The 16587-nt window shown below is 48.5% G+C and carries 9 protein-coding genes; 2 read left to right on the top strand and 7 right to left on the bottom strand.

Annotation, left to right across the window (positions count from 1 at the left end; all coding sequences use genetic code 11):
- Nucleotides 1-22: 22 nt before the first annotated feature.
- From SYK_RS04845 to SYK_RS04835, 3 genes are all read right to left on the bottom strand, one after another.
- Nucleotides 23-592, bottom strand: a complete 570-nt coding sequence (locus SYK_RS04845; RefSeq protein ID WP_281762472.1) for a DUF922 domain-containing protein — start codon at nt 590-592, stop codon at nt 23-25.
- A 10-nt stretch (nt 593-602) separates the two neighbouring features.
- On the bottom strand, nt 603-2381 hold the full coding sequence (locus tag SYK_RS04840) for an ABC transporter ATP-binding protein (RefSeq protein ID WP_281762471.1): 1779 nt from the start codon (nt 2379-2381) through the stop codon (nt 603-605).
- 153 nt (nt 2382-2534) lie between these two features.
- Complete coding sequence (locus SYK_RS04835) at nt 2535-3167, bottom strand: HD domain-containing protein (RefSeq protein WP_281762470.1); 633 nt, start codon at nt 3165-3167, stop codon at nt 2535-2537.
- A 674-nt stretch (nt 3168-3841) separates the two neighbouring features.
- On the opposite strand from SYK_RS04835, the gene SYK_RS04830 reads away from it, so the two are divergent.
- Both SYK_RS04830 and SYK_RS04825 read left to right on the top strand, forming a co-directional pair.
- On the top strand, nt 3842-4720 hold the full coding sequence (locus SYK_RS04830) for a hypothetical protein (protein ID WP_281762469.1): 879 nt from the start codon (nt 3842-3844) through the stop codon (nt 4718-4720).
- On the top strand, nt 4695-12509 hold the full coding sequence (locus SYK_RS04825) for a VCBS domain-containing protein (protein ID WP_281762468.1): 7815 nt from the start codon (nt 4695-4697) through the stop codon (nt 12507-12509). Before SYK_RS04830 ends, SYK_RS04825 begins: the two co-directional genes overlap by 26 nt.
- A gap of 185 nt (nt 12510-12694) precedes the next feature.
- Here SYK_RS04825 and SYK_RS04820 read toward each other — a convergent pair whose 3' ends face one another.
- From SYK_RS04820 to SYK_RS04805, 4 genes are read right to left on the bottom strand one after another with little or no spacing between them, the layout of a single operon-like run.
- A complete protein-coding gene (locus SYK_RS04820) occupies nt 12695-13843 on the bottom strand; it encodes a pyridoxal phosphate-dependent aminotransferase (protein ID WP_281762467.1) in 1149 nt (382 codons plus the stop codon).
- A 24-nt stretch (nt 13844-13867) separates the two neighbouring features.
- Nucleotides 13868-14893, bottom strand: a complete 1026-nt coding sequence (locus tag SYK_RS04815) for a sugar kinase (protein ID WP_281762466.1) — start codon at nt 14891-14893, stop codon at nt 13868-13870.
- 9 nt (nt 14894-14902) lie between these two features.
- Entirely contained in the window at nt 14903-15823 is a 921-nt protein-coding gene (gene eda, locus SYK_RS04810) for a bifunctional 4-hydroxy-2-oxoglutarate aldolase/2-dehydro-3-deoxy-phosphogluconate aldolase (RefSeq protein ID WP_281762465.1), read from the bottom strand.
- A 23-nt stretch (nt 15824-15846) separates the two neighbouring features.
- Nucleotides 15847-16581, bottom strand: a complete 735-nt coding sequence (locus tag SYK_RS04805) for an amino acid ABC transporter ATP-binding protein (RefSeq protein ID WP_281762464.1) — start codon at nt 16579-16581, stop codon at nt 15847-15849.
- Nucleotides 16582-16587 lie beyond the last annotated feature (6 nt).

Raw genomic sequence — 16587 nt, 5'->3', positions numbered from 1 at the left:
TTTTTTGTCTGTAGGAAAGGGGTTATGGATATCGTCCCATATTTCGTTTTTGCTTCAAGCCGTGTTCTGTCAACCTATCGTATTCCTTTTGATCCCTTTTCATTTTGTCTAGAATACGGGTCGCACGCTTTTTGATCTCGGCTTTGAAATTGATACAGTTTGTTGTCGGGAAAGATTCCAAGGTCTCGTCCAGTAAGTGGGCCGCCTTGGTTGATATTTCTCCGTGGATGAGTTCATGCTCTTCCAAGTTAGTCATGAATTCTTTCCACCATTTGCGGGTTTTGTAATCCACGCTGTGAACGAGCTTGGGATATTTGTACGTAAGGTGAAGGTAAACCGTTGCCTTTGTGAGGGTACACTGCCCCCCTTTGTTGCGCCATTTGAGGTTGTATTTGATATTCGTCAGTGTGTGTGCCTGATACGTCTTGATTCCTTTGTTCAAAGGAGAATGATTTTTCAGATTTGTGAAAATAGTTTTCGGATCACGTCCTTCCACCAGATAATATTCCGTGCTGACGGTTCTGACTATGTCCGCCAGAGCGGGGGAGGCCAAGATCAGCAGAATGGAGAATGCCAGAATCAGGCGGCGCATGGTCGTATCCTTATTTATCCCCTGAAGAGCAGAGGTTTTCGAACTGCATTTGGTAGAGGCGATTGTATAGCGGGCAGGACTCAAGCAAATCGTCATGCTTGCCTCGAGCTACAATCCGGCCCTTTTCCATGACCACAATAACATCTGCGGACATAATCGTCGATAACCTATGCGCGATGACGATGGAGGTTCTATCTTCTATCAGATTATCCAGTGCTTTTTGAACAATTCTTTCGGATTCGGTATCCAGTGCGCTTGTGGCTTCATCTAAAATGAGAAGACTCGGATTCTTCATGATGGCGCGGGCAATGGTCAGGCGTTGTTTTTGTCCACCAGATATCTTGACGCCGCCTTCGCCTACTACAGTGTCGTAGCCTTCGGGCATTTTCATGATGAATTCGTGAGCGAATGCACCTTGTGCTGCCTGAGTGACTGCTTTGGTGTCGTATTCGTCCTGCGCATAGGCGATGTTTTCTGTCACGGATGCGTTGAATAGAAAAGTATCCTGAGAGACCAAGCCAAGGTTGAGGCGCAGGCTGTCCAAAGTGTAATCCTGAAGTGACGTGCCATTGATTTTTATGTCGCCTTGTTGGGCCAGATAAAATCGCGGAATCAGGTTGACCAATGTGGTCTTGCCAGATCCGCTGGGGCCGACAATGGCCACACGCTGTCCTGCCTTGATAGATAGAGAAAGGTCCTGGATCGCAGGTTCCGATGTGTTCGGATAGGTAAAGCTGACGTTGTTGAAGGTAAGCTCTTTGAGTTTGCCATTAAAGGCGATGGCGCCATCGTTTTCTGCCAGAATATCTGGTGAATCAAGAATGTCGAAAACACGTTCTGCGCCTGCAAGGCCGCCTTGGATCTGGTGATTTGAGGCGTTAAGTTTTTTAATTGGGTCATACAATTGAACAAGACAGACGAGGAACGCCGTAAGGTCACCCGGAGACATCAAGCCGTTGATGACGCGGCTGCCGCCGACCCAGAGAACGGTTCCACCAGCCACTGCAGCGATCAGATCCATGATTCTGGAAGAACTTTCACTATAAAGGATTCGGCGAATAATCATCCGCGTCAGATTGTTGTTTTCCGTGTTGAATTTTGATTCTTCACGGAACTCATTGGCAAAGGCTTTGATAACTTTGATGCCGGAGAAACTTTCTTCAAGAACAACGTTAATGCCTGAAAGCTCGGCTTGCATTTTGCGTCCGTATTTGCGGATTTTCTGGCCAAAGAAAACGAAAGGATAGATAGCCACAGGCATGACTATCAAGCTCCAGAAGGCCAGGTATGCATCAAGATAGATGGTCGTACCGATCAGGCCGATCAGGGTGAAAATTTGTCTGACGAACATGATTCCGCTGGGCAGACAGACGCGGACTGCAACAACATCTGCCACGATCCGGCTCATGAGCATGCCTATTTCACTTTCAGCGAAGTAAGGCATAGGGAGGCGAATTATTTTTCGAAAAAGGTCATGACGCAAGTCTCGCAACACCAGTATTCCTGTTGCGTTCATCACGTAAACCTGACCCAATTGAAGCAATCCTTTGAAAATTATGAGGCCAGCAAAGCCGTATATGCAGAGTTCTAATGTGTTTATATCTTTTGCTATAAGTACTTCATCTGTAATGAATTTTGTCAACCAGGCCAGAGCAGGAGCGATTGGCGCGTACAAAAGCATGGCAACAATTGCAAGGACGACACGTCCTTTGTAAGGACCAAAATAGCCGATGCTGCGTTTGAGCAGGTATCGGTTGCTCATTTTATGGAGTTTAACGTTTTGAGCCAAAATATCTCCTTGGATATCGCTGTATGGCGACTGGTAACCGCCGTGCATTCATCAAATAAGGTGTTGGGGCTTCATAGTAAAGGATAATAAGAAAGTGAAGGCTGACCGTATGGTCAGCCTTCGCTGTCGTGCTGGTATGAAACAGTATGAAAATTAACTGACATGAGCGTAGTCAGTGCCGCTTTGATGTGCGAGTGCGGCCCGCGTGAACTCCCGTTGCCTTCTTTCGAGTTCTAGGTAAGCCAGCTCGCGTGAAGTGTTGCAGTAGAAGAAACCGTCAGATGCTATTTGAGGGTGGATTGTGTCGTGAAGGTTTTGAGGGGCAAACTTAAAACGTTCAACATCTGCATCAAAGCCAGTCTTTGAAAAACGCCATAATTTGTCAGCGTCTCTGACGAGTCCTTCATTTTTGGAGATGAAGCCTTGCCGTGTGTCGTGTTCGGCTATGATCTCCACGATCTCGGTTATCAGGTCTTCCGGGTAGTTGACTTGTTGCAAAATTCGCTGGGCAATCTTGACGCCTTCTTCCTGATGTCGGAGGCGGACGGTCATTTCATCTTCTGGGGTTTTATCAGGGCTGAAAACCACTTGCCACTCGGCGCGTGACAATTGACTCCAACCTGTGTCGTGTAAAATGATGGCGGGCAATACAACGTCTTGATTGCCATTCTCCAGATCAACCAATTGCTTGGCAAATTCCAGAGTGATGAAGGCATGCCCCGCATCATCCCTTTTATCTTGAAAGGGAATAGCTATATCCCATATTTGAGTGTGTGTTTTGTTCATATTAATAAAGATACTGTTTTATTTTAATGGTTTGTATTCTTTGGTTAGGTATTACATGCTGTGCAAAAAAAGTTTTTATGTGGGAATTAGTTGTATGTCAATTCGGAGCTGTGGGCGGTAATGTTTATACTTAGAACTGCCGCCAAAAAGCTCTTTCTGTCTTGACGTGGAATGAATTGATTTGTGTGTATTTTAATAAGAATGGGATGTCTTTGCCCGGGATATTTGTTTTTTCCCATTGTTTTTTTGAGTTGTTTTCTCGTTTAATATTTTTATTGTCCCTTTTTTAGTGATGTTAGGTATAGAATTTTTTTTATTTTTTATACAATCATGTCGGGGTGTTAAGTTATTTATTTTATGGTTTTTGGCAGTGGAAAACTGGGAATGTATAAGTTAGTTATTAACAACATGCTGTGGAAAAATAAAATTAATCAGATATAAACGTGATAAATAGAGGTAGGTGATTTTGTCAGCGAGTTGAAGGGGTTTAGGGAAGTGAGTTGAACTCTCCACATGGCAAATGGTTGGTTTATTGGCTTTTTTTGAGATTGACTAAAAAAAGCGCGATATGTATAAAGTGTGTCGAATCTCTAGAGTTCTTTGAACTGCTCAAATTATTCGAATCGCTTGTGCAACTCATATTCCATGCTCAATATTCCCAACTGGAGGACCCCATGGCCGACCCCAAGACCCAAATGCTTCAAGTCTCTCTCCCCGGCGCAGGACAGACAACCACCTATCAGATGACCGCTGATGTTCCCGTCAAATTTACTTTCGATATTTCCGAAGCCGTTTTTACCGGCAACAACGGTAATCTTACGATTGCCATTGAAAATGGTGGGACGGTTGTTCTCGAAAATTATCAGGCTCTCGCAGATGCGGGGTCCATGCCTATTTTTGAAATGCTGGATGGAGAACAGGTTGCCGGTGATGTGTATCTGTTCGCTTTTGCCGACGGCGTTGATGGCGCTGATGCCGGGTTGGAGACCGCAGGTGATGCCAACGGTGGAGGGTCTGGTGCAGGTGAGTACTCGGATGATCCCGGTCAGATCGGTGATGGGGTTGATGCTTTGGGCGGACAGAGTGATGCATATGCCAGTCGCGCTTTGACAGCTGTTTCCGGGACGGCGGGAGATAATACAAACCCCATAGCCAATGACGATTTTAATGAGATCACTGAAATAGGTGATGCCGATTTTAACGGGAGTGAGCACGTCACTTTCGTGTCTGAGGAAGAAGAACTTTACGATAGCGACCTTGAAGGTGATTTCTTTAGTCTTGGTGAGGAAGGCAAAGGTTTTGTCGTCAATTATCAAACTGATGGTCCACAAATTCAAGAACCGATTGAAGGCAATGTCATTGATAATGATTTCGATCCTGACGCCTCAGACTCTAATGATACATTGCTTATGCACTCCATCGATTACGATGGCGTTGATTCCACAGGTCAGAACCCTGGCCCGGTCGAGATTCCGTCAACCGGGCAGACTGTTGAAGGGCTGTACGGGACTTTGGTTATTCAATCTGATGGTTCTTATATATACATTAAATGAAGACTTGGCTGATAGCCTTGAAGAAGGCGAAGATTACGACGAGGTTTTCAATTATACTATCGAAGATCCTTCCGGTTCGGTGAGCAATCAGGCCAGTTTGACCATTACGGTTCATGGTTCTAACGATGCGCCGACGGCCGTGGCTGATACAAACGTGCAGGCTGTTGAGCATGGAGATTCTGACGGACCTTTCCCATACATTGATACTGAACAAACAGGACTTTCCGACGGAGAAGAAGAGTATCATCCCTATTCCGAAGGACCGTATAATGCTTCCGGCAACGTTTTGGAAAACGATTCGGACGTTGATGACAACGACATGGTCAATGAGCCCGGTGAAGAATCCGGTCTTTTCGTCATGGGTGTTTATTCAGAACATCCTTCGGATAACATCGACGATCAGCTTGATTATGATGCCTCGCTCGTGAACGGTGGTTTAGAGGGAGCGGTTGAACCTTCACAGGCTTCATTCACCGTTCAAGGTCACTACGGTTCTTTGACCATCAATAATGATGGTTCATATACGTATACATTGGATAATGATGGTGAGAATGCTGATCTTGAGGCATTGAATTATGATAATTCCGGTACGGATTCCTTTACATACGCGATTATGGATGACTCCGGTGCCCTGAGTTATGCCAACCTCACCTTTACAGTGAACGGTGCCAACGATGCTCCCGAGGCGTTTTCTGATGCGAATTCAATTCGTGAATTCGGGCATATCTTCGAAGATGCCGAATACATTGGTACTGTGGCTGGAAATGTCATTACTGATGTGAATGCTGATGGCAAAGTGGATTCTGATGCAGATGATGCACAGATTTTTGTTGAGACTATCAGCCACGGTGACAACACTCAGGCTGTTTATGACTATGACGGTACCAGCGAATATGTCGATATTGACGGCGATTACGGTACATTGAGGGTCTGGGAAAACGGCGAGTACGAATATACTCTTGATAATGAAAATGACGCGGTAAATGCTCTTGATGACGACGGCATTCTCACCGAGACTTTTTCTTACGTTACCACGAATGATTGGCAGGATGGCGTTAGCAGCGATCCAGCTGATTTGACTATTACTATTAATGGTACCAACGATGCTCCGATCGCAGTGAACGATGTGAATACTGCCTCTGAGGCCGTTGATGATGCCGTTTTGGTCCCAGCTACCGGCAATGTCCTTACAGACGCTGTGACTGGTGATTCTGATGTTGACACTGGCGACGTCTTGCATATCGCTGGAATCCAATACGGTACCGAGTTTGTTAACTCCTTTGATGCAGAAGGTAATCTCGTCATTGTCGGAACCTACGGTACTCTGAAGATTGATGCTGACGGTAATTACACCTATGAAGCGGATCAAGATGCAGCCAATGAGTTGGCCGCTGGCAGTGACCCGGTTGACGATGTCTTTACGTACAGCGTGACCGATGGTGACGCCACGAGTACCGCCACATTGACTATATCAGTCTCAGGCGTAAATGATTCCGCGATCATCTCTGTTGTTGAGGGCGAGGTGAATGATGAAGGTGTGGCTACCGCTTCTGTCAATGAGGTAGATGACAACGCGAATACTCTCGAAGATTTGCCTGATGGTGCTCAGTACCAGTCTGGTAGTGATGTCGTCGAACCTGATGTCGGAAATCTGACCACCCAGGGCTCTCTTGAAGTGAGTGATCCTGATGTTCATGAAGTCAATCCTGATCCTTCAGTTCCGGGCAACACCAATCCTGATATTGAAGATACTTTCCAACCCTTGACCGACGCACCGGGCAGCAACGGGTACGGTTCTTTTACCATCAATGCCGATGGCGATTGGACATATACTGCCAGCAATGAACAGGCAGCGATCCAACAGCTTGGTGATGGCGAAAGCTTGACGGATTCCGTAACGGTTACTTCTTACGACGGCACGGCAACGCAGGTCATTACCGTAACGATTAACGGCACCAACGATGCTCCGGTTATCACGAATGTCTCCGCTCCGGTGGAAGATTTTGAGGACGGCGCTGATGGCTGGCTGGTCAACGGAGGCGATGTCCCTGTCACTGAAACTGATGGTCCGCTGACCGATTACCTTGGTCGCCTCGGTGGTAATGATACACTGACTAAGACTTTTGCGGTTGCCGATGGCGCCGACACCATGACCATAGAGTTTGATCTCTACGAAATTGACTCTTGGGATAACGAAAACTTTAGTATGTCCGTCAACGGCGATACCGCTGAAATTAATTTGGGACATAATGATGCTTTGAACGGGACCATTTTGTCTTGGCGCGGAATCGACGGTGAGATTACAGATGGTACATTCACCGGTCCCAATGGTGTGACCTTTACGGTTACACCGATGACCGGCGATGCTGAAAATCTGGAGCCTGGCGATACTTGGCAGTGGGGTACTGATCAGATTCACCATGTGACCATCACTATCCCGAACCCGGATGGTCAGGTTGATCTTGAATTCTCCGCCGACTTGGATAGCCATCTCAACGATGAATCCTTTGGTATTGACAACTTGGCTGTCAGCTCGGTTGATGCTGATGGCAATCCGATTTTCACGGTTGTTGAAAACGCGACAGGTTCCGTTGCTGTTGCAGAACTGGCCTCCAGCGACATGGAAGGGCAGGATGTGCATTACGTCATCAACAAGATCGAGATTTCGGATACCGAATATGTCGAGCTTGGTGCTGACGGCCAATATTATGATCAAGATGGCAACCCGGTTGATAGCGCCGACCTCTTGTTCGCTATCGATGGAAATCAGGTTGTGACCGCAGACGGTGCGACCTTCGATTACGAAGCAAACAACCAGTACACAGTCTCCGTGTCCCCAGTGGACTCGCAGGGCGGTGTTGGTCAGTCTGTTGATATCAATGTCCAGATTGGCAATGTGAATGAAGCCCCGAGCGGCGAAGACTTTACCATGACCGTCGGTCTTGACGGTGGCTCGGTAGACTTCCTCGGCGCTGATGGATCAGAAGGTGGCATTGGTGACAACGCCGATCATGTTTCTGATCCAGAAGACGATGCTGATGCTCTTGACGTTATGATCACCGAGCTGCCCACGGGCGGCAAGTTGATGTACAACGGTCAGGAAGTGACTGAAGACGATTTGGCAAGCGATGCTGATGGCGACGGTGTTATCGACGGCAACGGCACTCAGTTTGATCTGAATGGTTTGACCTATGTTCCTGACTCCGACGGCATTGACGGTGTGCTCCTTGGTTCTCGTCTTGCAGGTGATGCGACTCTTGATAACTGGGGTGAATCCGATGGCCTGAACCGCGTTATGGACCTTGGCGATGGTGTTTCCGTAACCACCAGCGTGACCAGCGATGGAGTAGCCGCAGAACTCCAACAGTTCCATGGACAGGAAAATCACATAGGATTTGGTATTGCTGATGCCACTGGTAACGGTGGTAACGACAAGGGCCTCAATGCTGGGCCAGATAGACCCGGTAGTGACGAACTGACCGTGAGTTTTAATGGCGCAACCGTTTCATACGCAGAAATCGGCTTCGATGGCTTGGGTGGGCATTTTGATCCTGATGGCAATAATTATCAGAATGCGACCGCTGAGTGGACCGCATACCTAAACGGTGAAGAGGTTAATTCCGGCTCTGTTAGCAGCGACGGAGACTTGTTCAATTCCATCACGGTTTCTGGTTTTGAATTCGATACAATAGTTTTCAGCACCGTTTCCGATGCGGATGGTTCTAACTGGGAACTTCGCTACATCGATGCAGAGTTCACTGATACTGATTCCTTTGATTACATTCCTGTTGATTCCGGTCAGCCTGGTAACGACGGCGCATTGGTTGATCCTGATGGAGCCTCCACTGTTACCATCAACATTCAGCCTGACGGCCCTGTGAATCAGGAAGTCGAAGCGGCAGATGATTTCTTGACCATTAATGAAGACGATACAACGGCGACCGGTCTGAACGTCGGCGACAATGATATCGATCTTGATAATACACTTGGTGAACTTGAGTTCTCTCTCGACAACCCGGCCGATGCACCCGAAGGTCTGACCTTCAACGACGATGGTTCCTACACTTTTGACCCGTCCTCCTACCAGTCTTTGGCAGCAGGCGAAGTCTATGGTGACGGCCCCATTAAGGTCGATTACACGGTATTTGACGGAGAGACTCATTCTAAGGCTTCTCTGTACATTACCATTACCGGCTCTAATGACGCTCCTACCCTCGACCTCTCAGCTGGTACAGTGACTTTCGAAGGTCATACCGCCGGCTACCATAACATGATTGGTGTTTACGAGATGGTTGACGGTAAGCCCGTGAATCCTGAAATCATTATGGAAGACGTACAGGATGCAAATGTTGGCGATGTCCTCACCACATTTGGTGACGGTCAGGATCTGCATTACTTCCTGGTTGATGTCGAATATGGTTCCACTCCTACCGGAACCCCTGAATTCGTGTGGGATGCAACCAACAATGAGTGGGATATCTCCTTTGATGGTGGCGCCACGACTCAGAACGTTCATTTTGACGATGCAACGTTGAATCCGAATGATTCCGAAGCTACCTTTGGCGATAGTCTTAATAATAACAATGATATCGAAGTTGATGATCAACAGAGTTCTGTTGATGATGACGATTTTGATGACGTCCTTGCCAATGAAAATCCTGGCGCGGCTGGTGCGGATCATGGCGCGACCTTTACTGAAGGTGATGCACCTCTCTCTGTTGCCGGTGCCGTGGATATCTCGGATGTCGATTCCGATACAATCACCAAGGTTGAAATTACTTATACACCAGAAGAGCATGATGCTTTGGATGTTGATCTCGGTTCCTTTGTCGATGAAGGGACTGTTACTAATCCTGATGGCAGCGTGACTTGGACTATCTCCGGCGATGCTTCCAAGGCTGATTACGAAGAATTGCTGCAAAGCCTGACCTTTGAAAATGACTCAGAGGCATTACAGGACGGTACGCGTGAAATAACCATTCGTGTGAATGACGGCGAAGATTGGAGTAATCCGGCTCAATCCACCATTACGGTGATTGGCGTAGATGATCCGACCAGCATTACCGATCACACCGATGGAGCCGTTCATGAAGATGCTCCTGCTGACTTGGATGGAAATGGTTTCTTGGTTGAGTCCGGCAGTGTCACTTTCTCCGACGCTGACGGCGACGGTGCCATGAGCACCACACATATTGATGCAGTGGATGCAAACGGTAACGTATTGTCGACTGCAAACGTTGGAACATTGACCATTAATGATGCCGGAGTGTGGGAATACAAGATTGATAACTCCCTGCCTGAAGTTCAGAATCAGGATAGTGGTGAGAGTTTTGACGAGTACTTCCGTGTCTACACCGAGGACGGTAACGATTTTACGGATATCAAGGTCACCGTTAACGGTGAAGACGACAATAGAGTCCCCAACGCTGTAAACGATTTGGCTGGTGGAGTAGACACTTCAGTAACTGAAGGCGGAATCAGTACTTCAACCAACCCGTCTGACTACATGCTTATCGTGGATACATCTGGGTCCTTGAGCCATACAGCAATGGCTCAGACGCAGACAGCTCTTACTAATATGCTTCAGACTTTGCAGGGGAGCTTGGCTGATGGTGTTACATCCAAGGTGAGCATCATCAATTTCTGGCATGAGACGGATGTCGATACCTTCACCCTTACTGGTGGAGACTCAACGGCTTATGATGCCGCGGTTGCCTTTATTGGAACGTTTGCCCCTGGTGGCGGCACTGACTATACGGCAGCATTCCAGGCCGCTACGGCATTACTTGGTCCGGATCCTGATCCTACTCAAGTTATTTTCTTGTCTGATGGCGAACCTACGGAAGGCGGAGATGGTTGGAAGAATCTGATTACTCCCATTCAGGAGAATTCAGATGTCAATCTCATTGCCGTTGGTGTCAACATGCCTGCTCAGTACGAAGGGAATATGGACCTTATCGATGAAGGAAATGACGCTTCCATGCTGGATGGTAACGGTTTAAATGGTCTGCTTCAGGACGTTTTGTCCCAGACGACCATTCCGGCCACGACCGCTGAAGGCAACGTGTTGACCAATGACTCCGATCCCGATGGCGATGCTTTGAGTGTCATTTCCATCACTAATGATACAGAGACAGTAGACCTCGTAGACAACACTAATGACGGTGTAGACAATCCGTCTGCAACCATTGTTGGTACTTACGGTACATTGACCATTAACGGTGATGGCTCTTACGAGTACACACCGGATCAGGCTGCCGCAAATGCTTTGGGCCAAGACGAATCCGAAACCGAGTCCTTCACCTACACCATTTCTGATGGCAACGGGGGAGAAGATTCGGCAACGGTTAGTTTTGAAGTTAATGGTGCCAACGATGCGCCAGTGGCAATTGATGATAGTTATCACGGTATCAATGTTACCCCTGGTATTGATGGAGATGCTCCCACCTACAGGGACGCTTTTTTGAACGATTTCAGCGAAATGCCGGACGGGGCTGTCTCTGTTGGTAATGATGGAATTCAAATTAGAGTTGCCGGTTCCAACATGGAATTAGTAGCAGTCAATGGAGGCCTTGGAATTGATTCAAGTTACACAGAGACTTATCAGGAGTGGGTCTCGGATGGCTGGTTTAGTGGGCATTATGAAACCAGAACTCGGATTATAGAAGACAATGATAATCAGATGGATGGTGCAGACGTTAATGAACGTGTTTACATTGATGTTCAAGATTCTGCAGGTTCAGATTCGTTGAATATTCGTTTTGGGAACATTGACAGTAACGACGATGCTAGAATTAGAATTGTTTATACTGATGGTTCGACTGAAACCGTTGGTTCATGGAATAAGGTAGACCTCGGAAATCTCTCTCATGATACTCTGACAGTGCATGCACCGAACGGATGGGCTATTAGTGGCGTTTACGTAAAGGCTTCTGACAACTATGACAACTTCACTATTCAGTCTGTATCAATTCCAAATGCTATTATGACTGATCCTGGCACTGCGGATATCCCAGCTGCTATTGATCTTGGTCTTGCTGACGGAGGAGTTATAACCGGCGATGTCCTCGCCAACGACTTCGATGTCGATACCGGTGATACCCTGAGTGTTATTGACGTTAACGGTGACGATGTCAGTGCATCCGGTCAGACTACTATTCATGGTACTTACGGTGATCTGACAATTGAAGCTGATGGTTCGTATGATTATACGCTCCATGATGGTTGGCAGGACCTTGACCACACGGTTACCGAGACCTTCGAGTACACGGTGTCTGACAGTCATGGTGCGGTTGATGTGGCGAATCTTGAGATTCCGATTCACGTCAACGCCAATGTTGTCACCGATGCGACGGCCGACACCGCGACGGGTGAATTCGTCATGAACGGAACGACTGGTGAAGACCTCATTTACATCGCGGATGACGCCACTATGGTGAACCTGACAGATGGCGGCGATGATACCATTATTGTTGATCCTGATTACATCGGTACTGCCGGTGGCGACATCACGGTATCCGGTTTCGGTGACGGCGACGAATTGGTCCTGAATGATATGGGCGACATGTTCATCTCCATCGACCACTCTGGGAATGACACGGTTTTGACTATCAATGAAGGGGCTGGCGATGTGAATCCTGGTGATGATTATACCATCACTTTGACGGACTACTCACTCCACGGCGTCGATCAAATGGATTTGCCGACTGGTCACATGGACATCTCCAGCGACCACGAGTCCTTGAATTCCTTGATTCAGACCATCATTGATTCACCTGACAAGAATTAATTAATCAAAATGTACAACCCCGGATTCGGCATTTGCCGAGTCCGGGGTTTTTTTGTTTCTCATATCTGGTGTATTGTTTTGCTATAAATGACAGACAAAAAGGCCCGGAAGGAAAACCTTCCGGGCCTTTAAGCATTGATTGATCGGGATATCCGTGTCCTAGGAAGGAAACGGTCGATTCTTTGTTAAACTCTGCTTTTGTAGAAAGAGCAGAAGCGATTGATGCCTTCTCTGATTTGCTCGGTGTCAGCGCAGAAGGAGAAGCGGATGAATTTGTCGGAATCTTGGCCGAAGGTCAGGCCGGGTGCGGTGGCAACGCCTGTTTCCTTGAGCAGTTCCTTTGCGAATGTGTAGGAATCCATTCCTGCCTTGGATACGTTGGCCATGAGGTAGAATGCTCCCTTGGGACGGGAGAACTCAAAGCCTTCTGCGGACAACTTGTCGAGGACGAGGTCCCGACGTTCGCGGTAAGCTTCGACCATTGTGCCGATACAATCCTGCGGTCCATTCAATGCGGCTTCTGCAGCTTTTTGTGAGACTGCGGAAGCACAAGAAACGTAAGGCTCAAGGATTTTGTTCATCTGCGGAGCAACTTCTGATGGAGCGCTGTAGTAACCAACGCGCCAGCCTGTCATGGCATATGCTTTGGACACGCCGTAGATGGAGATCACATTGCCGTTGGGGTCGATATTTAGCGGGGAGTGATGCTCGCCGTCGAATATGATTTTATCGTAGACTTCGTCAGAAATGATGTAAATGTCATGCTTTTTGGCGAATTCAACTAATTTTTCAACGGTTTCCTTGGAGTACACGCCGCCGGTGGGATTTGACGGAGTATTAATGAGCATGACCCGAGTGCGGGGTGTGATCAGCGGTTCCAGATCTTCGATGAGCGGCTCGAATCCGTTTTCTTCACGCAGGGGGTAGAATACTGGGGTGCGCTCCATGGCGATGGTCTGCATGTAATAGTTCGGCCAGCCTGGATCGGACAGCAAAACTTCATCGCCGGGGTTCGTGACGGCCATCATGGCCTGAGCCAGAGCGAACACTGAACCGGGGGCAATGCCGATCTGGTCAATACCGATTTCAGCACCGTCTCTGGTGATTTTATTGAGAGCAGCCTCTCGCAGTGAGAGCAGCCCGTTGTTGGCAGTGTACTTGGTGAAACCGTCATGGATCGCCTTGCAGGCGGCTTCTTTGATGTGGTCCGGGGTCTGAAAGCCGGGCTCGCCGAGTTCCATGTGGATGACGTCTTCCATTCCCATGGCCAGATCCATGATGACACGGATTCCGGAACGGGGCATCTTGTTCAGGGATTCGCAGAGAGTCTTCATAATTTTTTCCTGTGATACTTGTGGTTATCGTTGGTCACGACCCGCTGCGCCATCGGCAAGGGCCTGTATTTCTTCTTTTGTCGCGCGGAGGAAGTCGCCGGGAATGGAGTGCTTCATGGCTCCGGCCGCAACCGCGAAATCAATGGTTTCCTGAGAGTCGCCAGTCTTGTCGAGTGCATACAGGAAGCCTGTGGTGAAGGCGTCTCCGCCACCGATACGGTCGATAATATTTTTCATTTCAAAGACTGGGGAAGTCCACATTTTGTCCGGTGTCGCGAGTATGGCGACAGTGGACTGGTGATCAGCGGATTGTGTCCGGCGAACCGTGATGGCGATTTTTTTGATGTTAGGCCATTGTTCGAACACTTCATCGGCCATCGGGCGATATGCAGACGGGTTGTCGTAGATATCGTTTTCGGCAACCCGAGCAGACAGGCCGAGGCAGGAATCGAAGTGGCCTTCGTTGCCGACCAGCACGTCCACATATTCCATCATGCGCCGGTATACGTCTACATGATTGAAGCCGTATTGCCAGAGTGCTGCACGAAGATTCAGGTCACATGAAACCGTCAGCCCCATTTCTTTGGCTGTTTTCATAGCCTCAAGGGTGCAACGCATGGCTGTCTCTGAAATAGCGGGTGTGATGCCGGTGATGTGGAACCAGTCCCGATCAGCCAACAACTTGCGCCAGTCGAAAGTTGTTGGCTCGACTTTGGCAATGCAGGAGTCAGCTCGATCATAGACTACCTTGATAGGGCGCTGGTTGGCACCGGTTTCAACAAAGTACAATCCGAGACGACCTTCGTGGTGGGCAATTTTTGAAACATCCACGCCGTGTTTCCGCAATTCGTCACGCACGGCGTTTCCGAGGTCATTTGTCGGAAGTGCGGTGATGAAGGAAACATCTTCATCCAGTCTTCCGAGGCCGACTGCAACGTTGGCTTCGGCTCCGGCCATGGTTACTTCAAGTGACGGTGTCTGAAAGAGTCTTTCATAGCCGGGGGCCTTGAGCCGCATCATGATTTCACCAAACATGGCATACCGTGTCATGGTTAGCTCCTACTGCTTTTCAATGAGTTGGATGGAAATGCCGCCAGCGGTATCTGTCATCCACGCGGAATTTGTTTTGGTGTCGATAGCTTCGACCTTTTGTCCGTTGCTTTCAAGCCATACGACTGCACGTTGAATGTTATTGCATGCAATACGGAGGGTGCCGGGGGCATCTCCTGTGGCTGACAGCGGTGTAAAGTCGGGAATACTTGTAGGCGCAAAGGCCATGGCAAGCGTATTGAGCATTGCCGAACCGGTTTCGTCTGCACCCGTGCCAATTTCAGCACTCAGCAATTCAAAGCCGTGGAGTAAGGCCATGGCTTCTTTGGCGTTACGGGTGATCTGTTCGAATTCACCAGCCCTGATATACTTTTGTTTGGCGATCCATGTACCACCTACTGCCAGAACGGAATTGCTTTTCGCATAGCTGGTGATGTTGTCGGGGTTGATACCACCCAAAGGCAGGAATTTAACGCGTTCCTTGAATGGTGCTGCCATTGATGCCAAGCCTTTCATGCCACCTCTGGATTCAGCGGGGAAGAATTTAACGGCGGGCAGACCTGCTTCGAGTGCCAGCTCAATACCCGTGGGGCTGTCAATTCCGGGAATGATCAGGAAGTCGTTGTCAACACAGTGGTATACAACGCGGGAGTTAAAGCCCGGGGTGACGATGTAACAGGCACCGGCTTCCTTGACTTTTTCAACTTGTTCCGGGGTCAAAACTGTCCCGGCGCCAACGAGCATGTCAGGATAGGCTTCCAGTACGGCTTTGATCGCATCGCAAGCGACATCTGTACGGAGCGTGATTTCCATGGCGGCAATACCACCATTTCTGAGAGCCTTGGCGACCGGTACAGCGTCTTCAAGTCGTTCGATCTCGACGACCGGGAAGATTCCGGCGATTTGAATTGCTTTCAATATTTTTTGCATAGTCTTTCCTTGTATGTGCTTGATTAGTCGTGGGAAATCTGGTGCATGAATTGACGAGTGCGTTCATTCTGCGGATTGTCAATAAGCTGACTTGGTGCGCCTTCTTCAACGATAACTCCACCGTCCATGAAGATCATTCTGTCAGCAGCCTTGCGGGCAAAACCCATTTCGTGAGTGACGACAAGCATGGTCATTCCTGAGTTGCTGAGTTCGTCCATGACGTCCAAAATACCGCCGGTCAGTTCCGGGTCCAGCGCAGAAGTTGGTTCATCAAACAGCATGACATGGGGATTCATGGCCAGACCACGTGCTATTGCCGCACGCTGTTGCTGGCCGCCGGAAAGATTGTCCGGGTAAACATCGACCTTATCCACGATGCCGACTTTTTTCAGCAGGGATTGTCCGATTTCGCGGGCCTCATCCAATTCCTTATTCAGGACCTTGGTCAAAGGCATGGTGATGTTTTCCATGATGGTCAGATGCGGGAACAGGTTGAAGCTCTGGAAGACCATGCCAACTCTGCGACGCAGGTCGAGCAGGTCTGTATTCGGCGCGTGAACGGATGTCCCGTCGACAATGATTTCGCCAGCCTGAATTTTTTCGAGACCATTAAGGCAACGGAGCAGGGTTGATTTGCCTGAGCCGCTGGGACCGGCAAAGATGACGGTTTCTCCGGGTTCAACATCAAAGTTGACACCTCGAAGCACTTCAAGGGCTCCGAAGCTTTTGTGGAGATTATTAACAGATACTATAGGCATAATATA

Origin of the sequence: Pseudodesulfovibrio nedwellii (assembly GCF_027923765.1) — a bacterium.
GTDB lineage: Bacteria > Desulfobacterota > Desulfovibrionia > Desulfovibrionales > Desulfovibrionaceae > Pseudodesulfovibrio > Pseudodesulfovibrio nedwellii.
This window is presented reverse-complemented; position numbering and strand designations above follow the sequence as displayed.

Bases quoted from the DNA above. Each gene is read 5' to 3' on its own strand.
- SYK_RS04820 (WP_281762467.1), bottom strand. From the start codon at position 13,843: ATGAAGACTCTCTGCGAATCCCTGAACAAGATGCCCCGTTCCGGAATC.
- SYK_RS04830 (WP_281762469.1), top strand. From the start codon at position 3,842: ATGGCCGACCCCAAGACCCAAATGCTTCAAGTCTCTCTCCCCGGCGCA.
- eda (WP_281762465.1), bottom strand. From the start codon at position 15,823: ATGCAAAAAATATTGAAAGCAATTCAAATCGCCGGAATCTTCCCGGTC.
- SYK_RS04815 (WP_281762466.1), bottom strand. From the start codon at position 14,893: ATGACACGGTATGCCATGTTTGGTGAAATCATGATGCGGCTCAAGGCC.
- SYK_RS04825 (WP_281762468.1), top strand. From the start codon at position 4,695: ATGGTTCTTATATATACATTAAATGAAGACTTGGCTGATAGCCTTGAA.
- SYK_RS04845 (WP_281762472.1), bottom strand. From the start codon at position 592: ATGCGCCGCCTGATTCTGGCATTCTCCATTCTGCTGATCTTGGCCTCC.
- SYK_RS04805 (WP_281762464.1), bottom strand. From the start codon at position 16,581: ATGCCTATAGTATCTGTTAATAATCTCCACAAAAGCTTCGGAGCCCTT.
- SYK_RS04835 (WP_281762470.1), bottom strand. From the start codon at position 3,167: ATGAACAAAACACACACTCAAATATGGGATATAGCTATTCCCTTTCAA.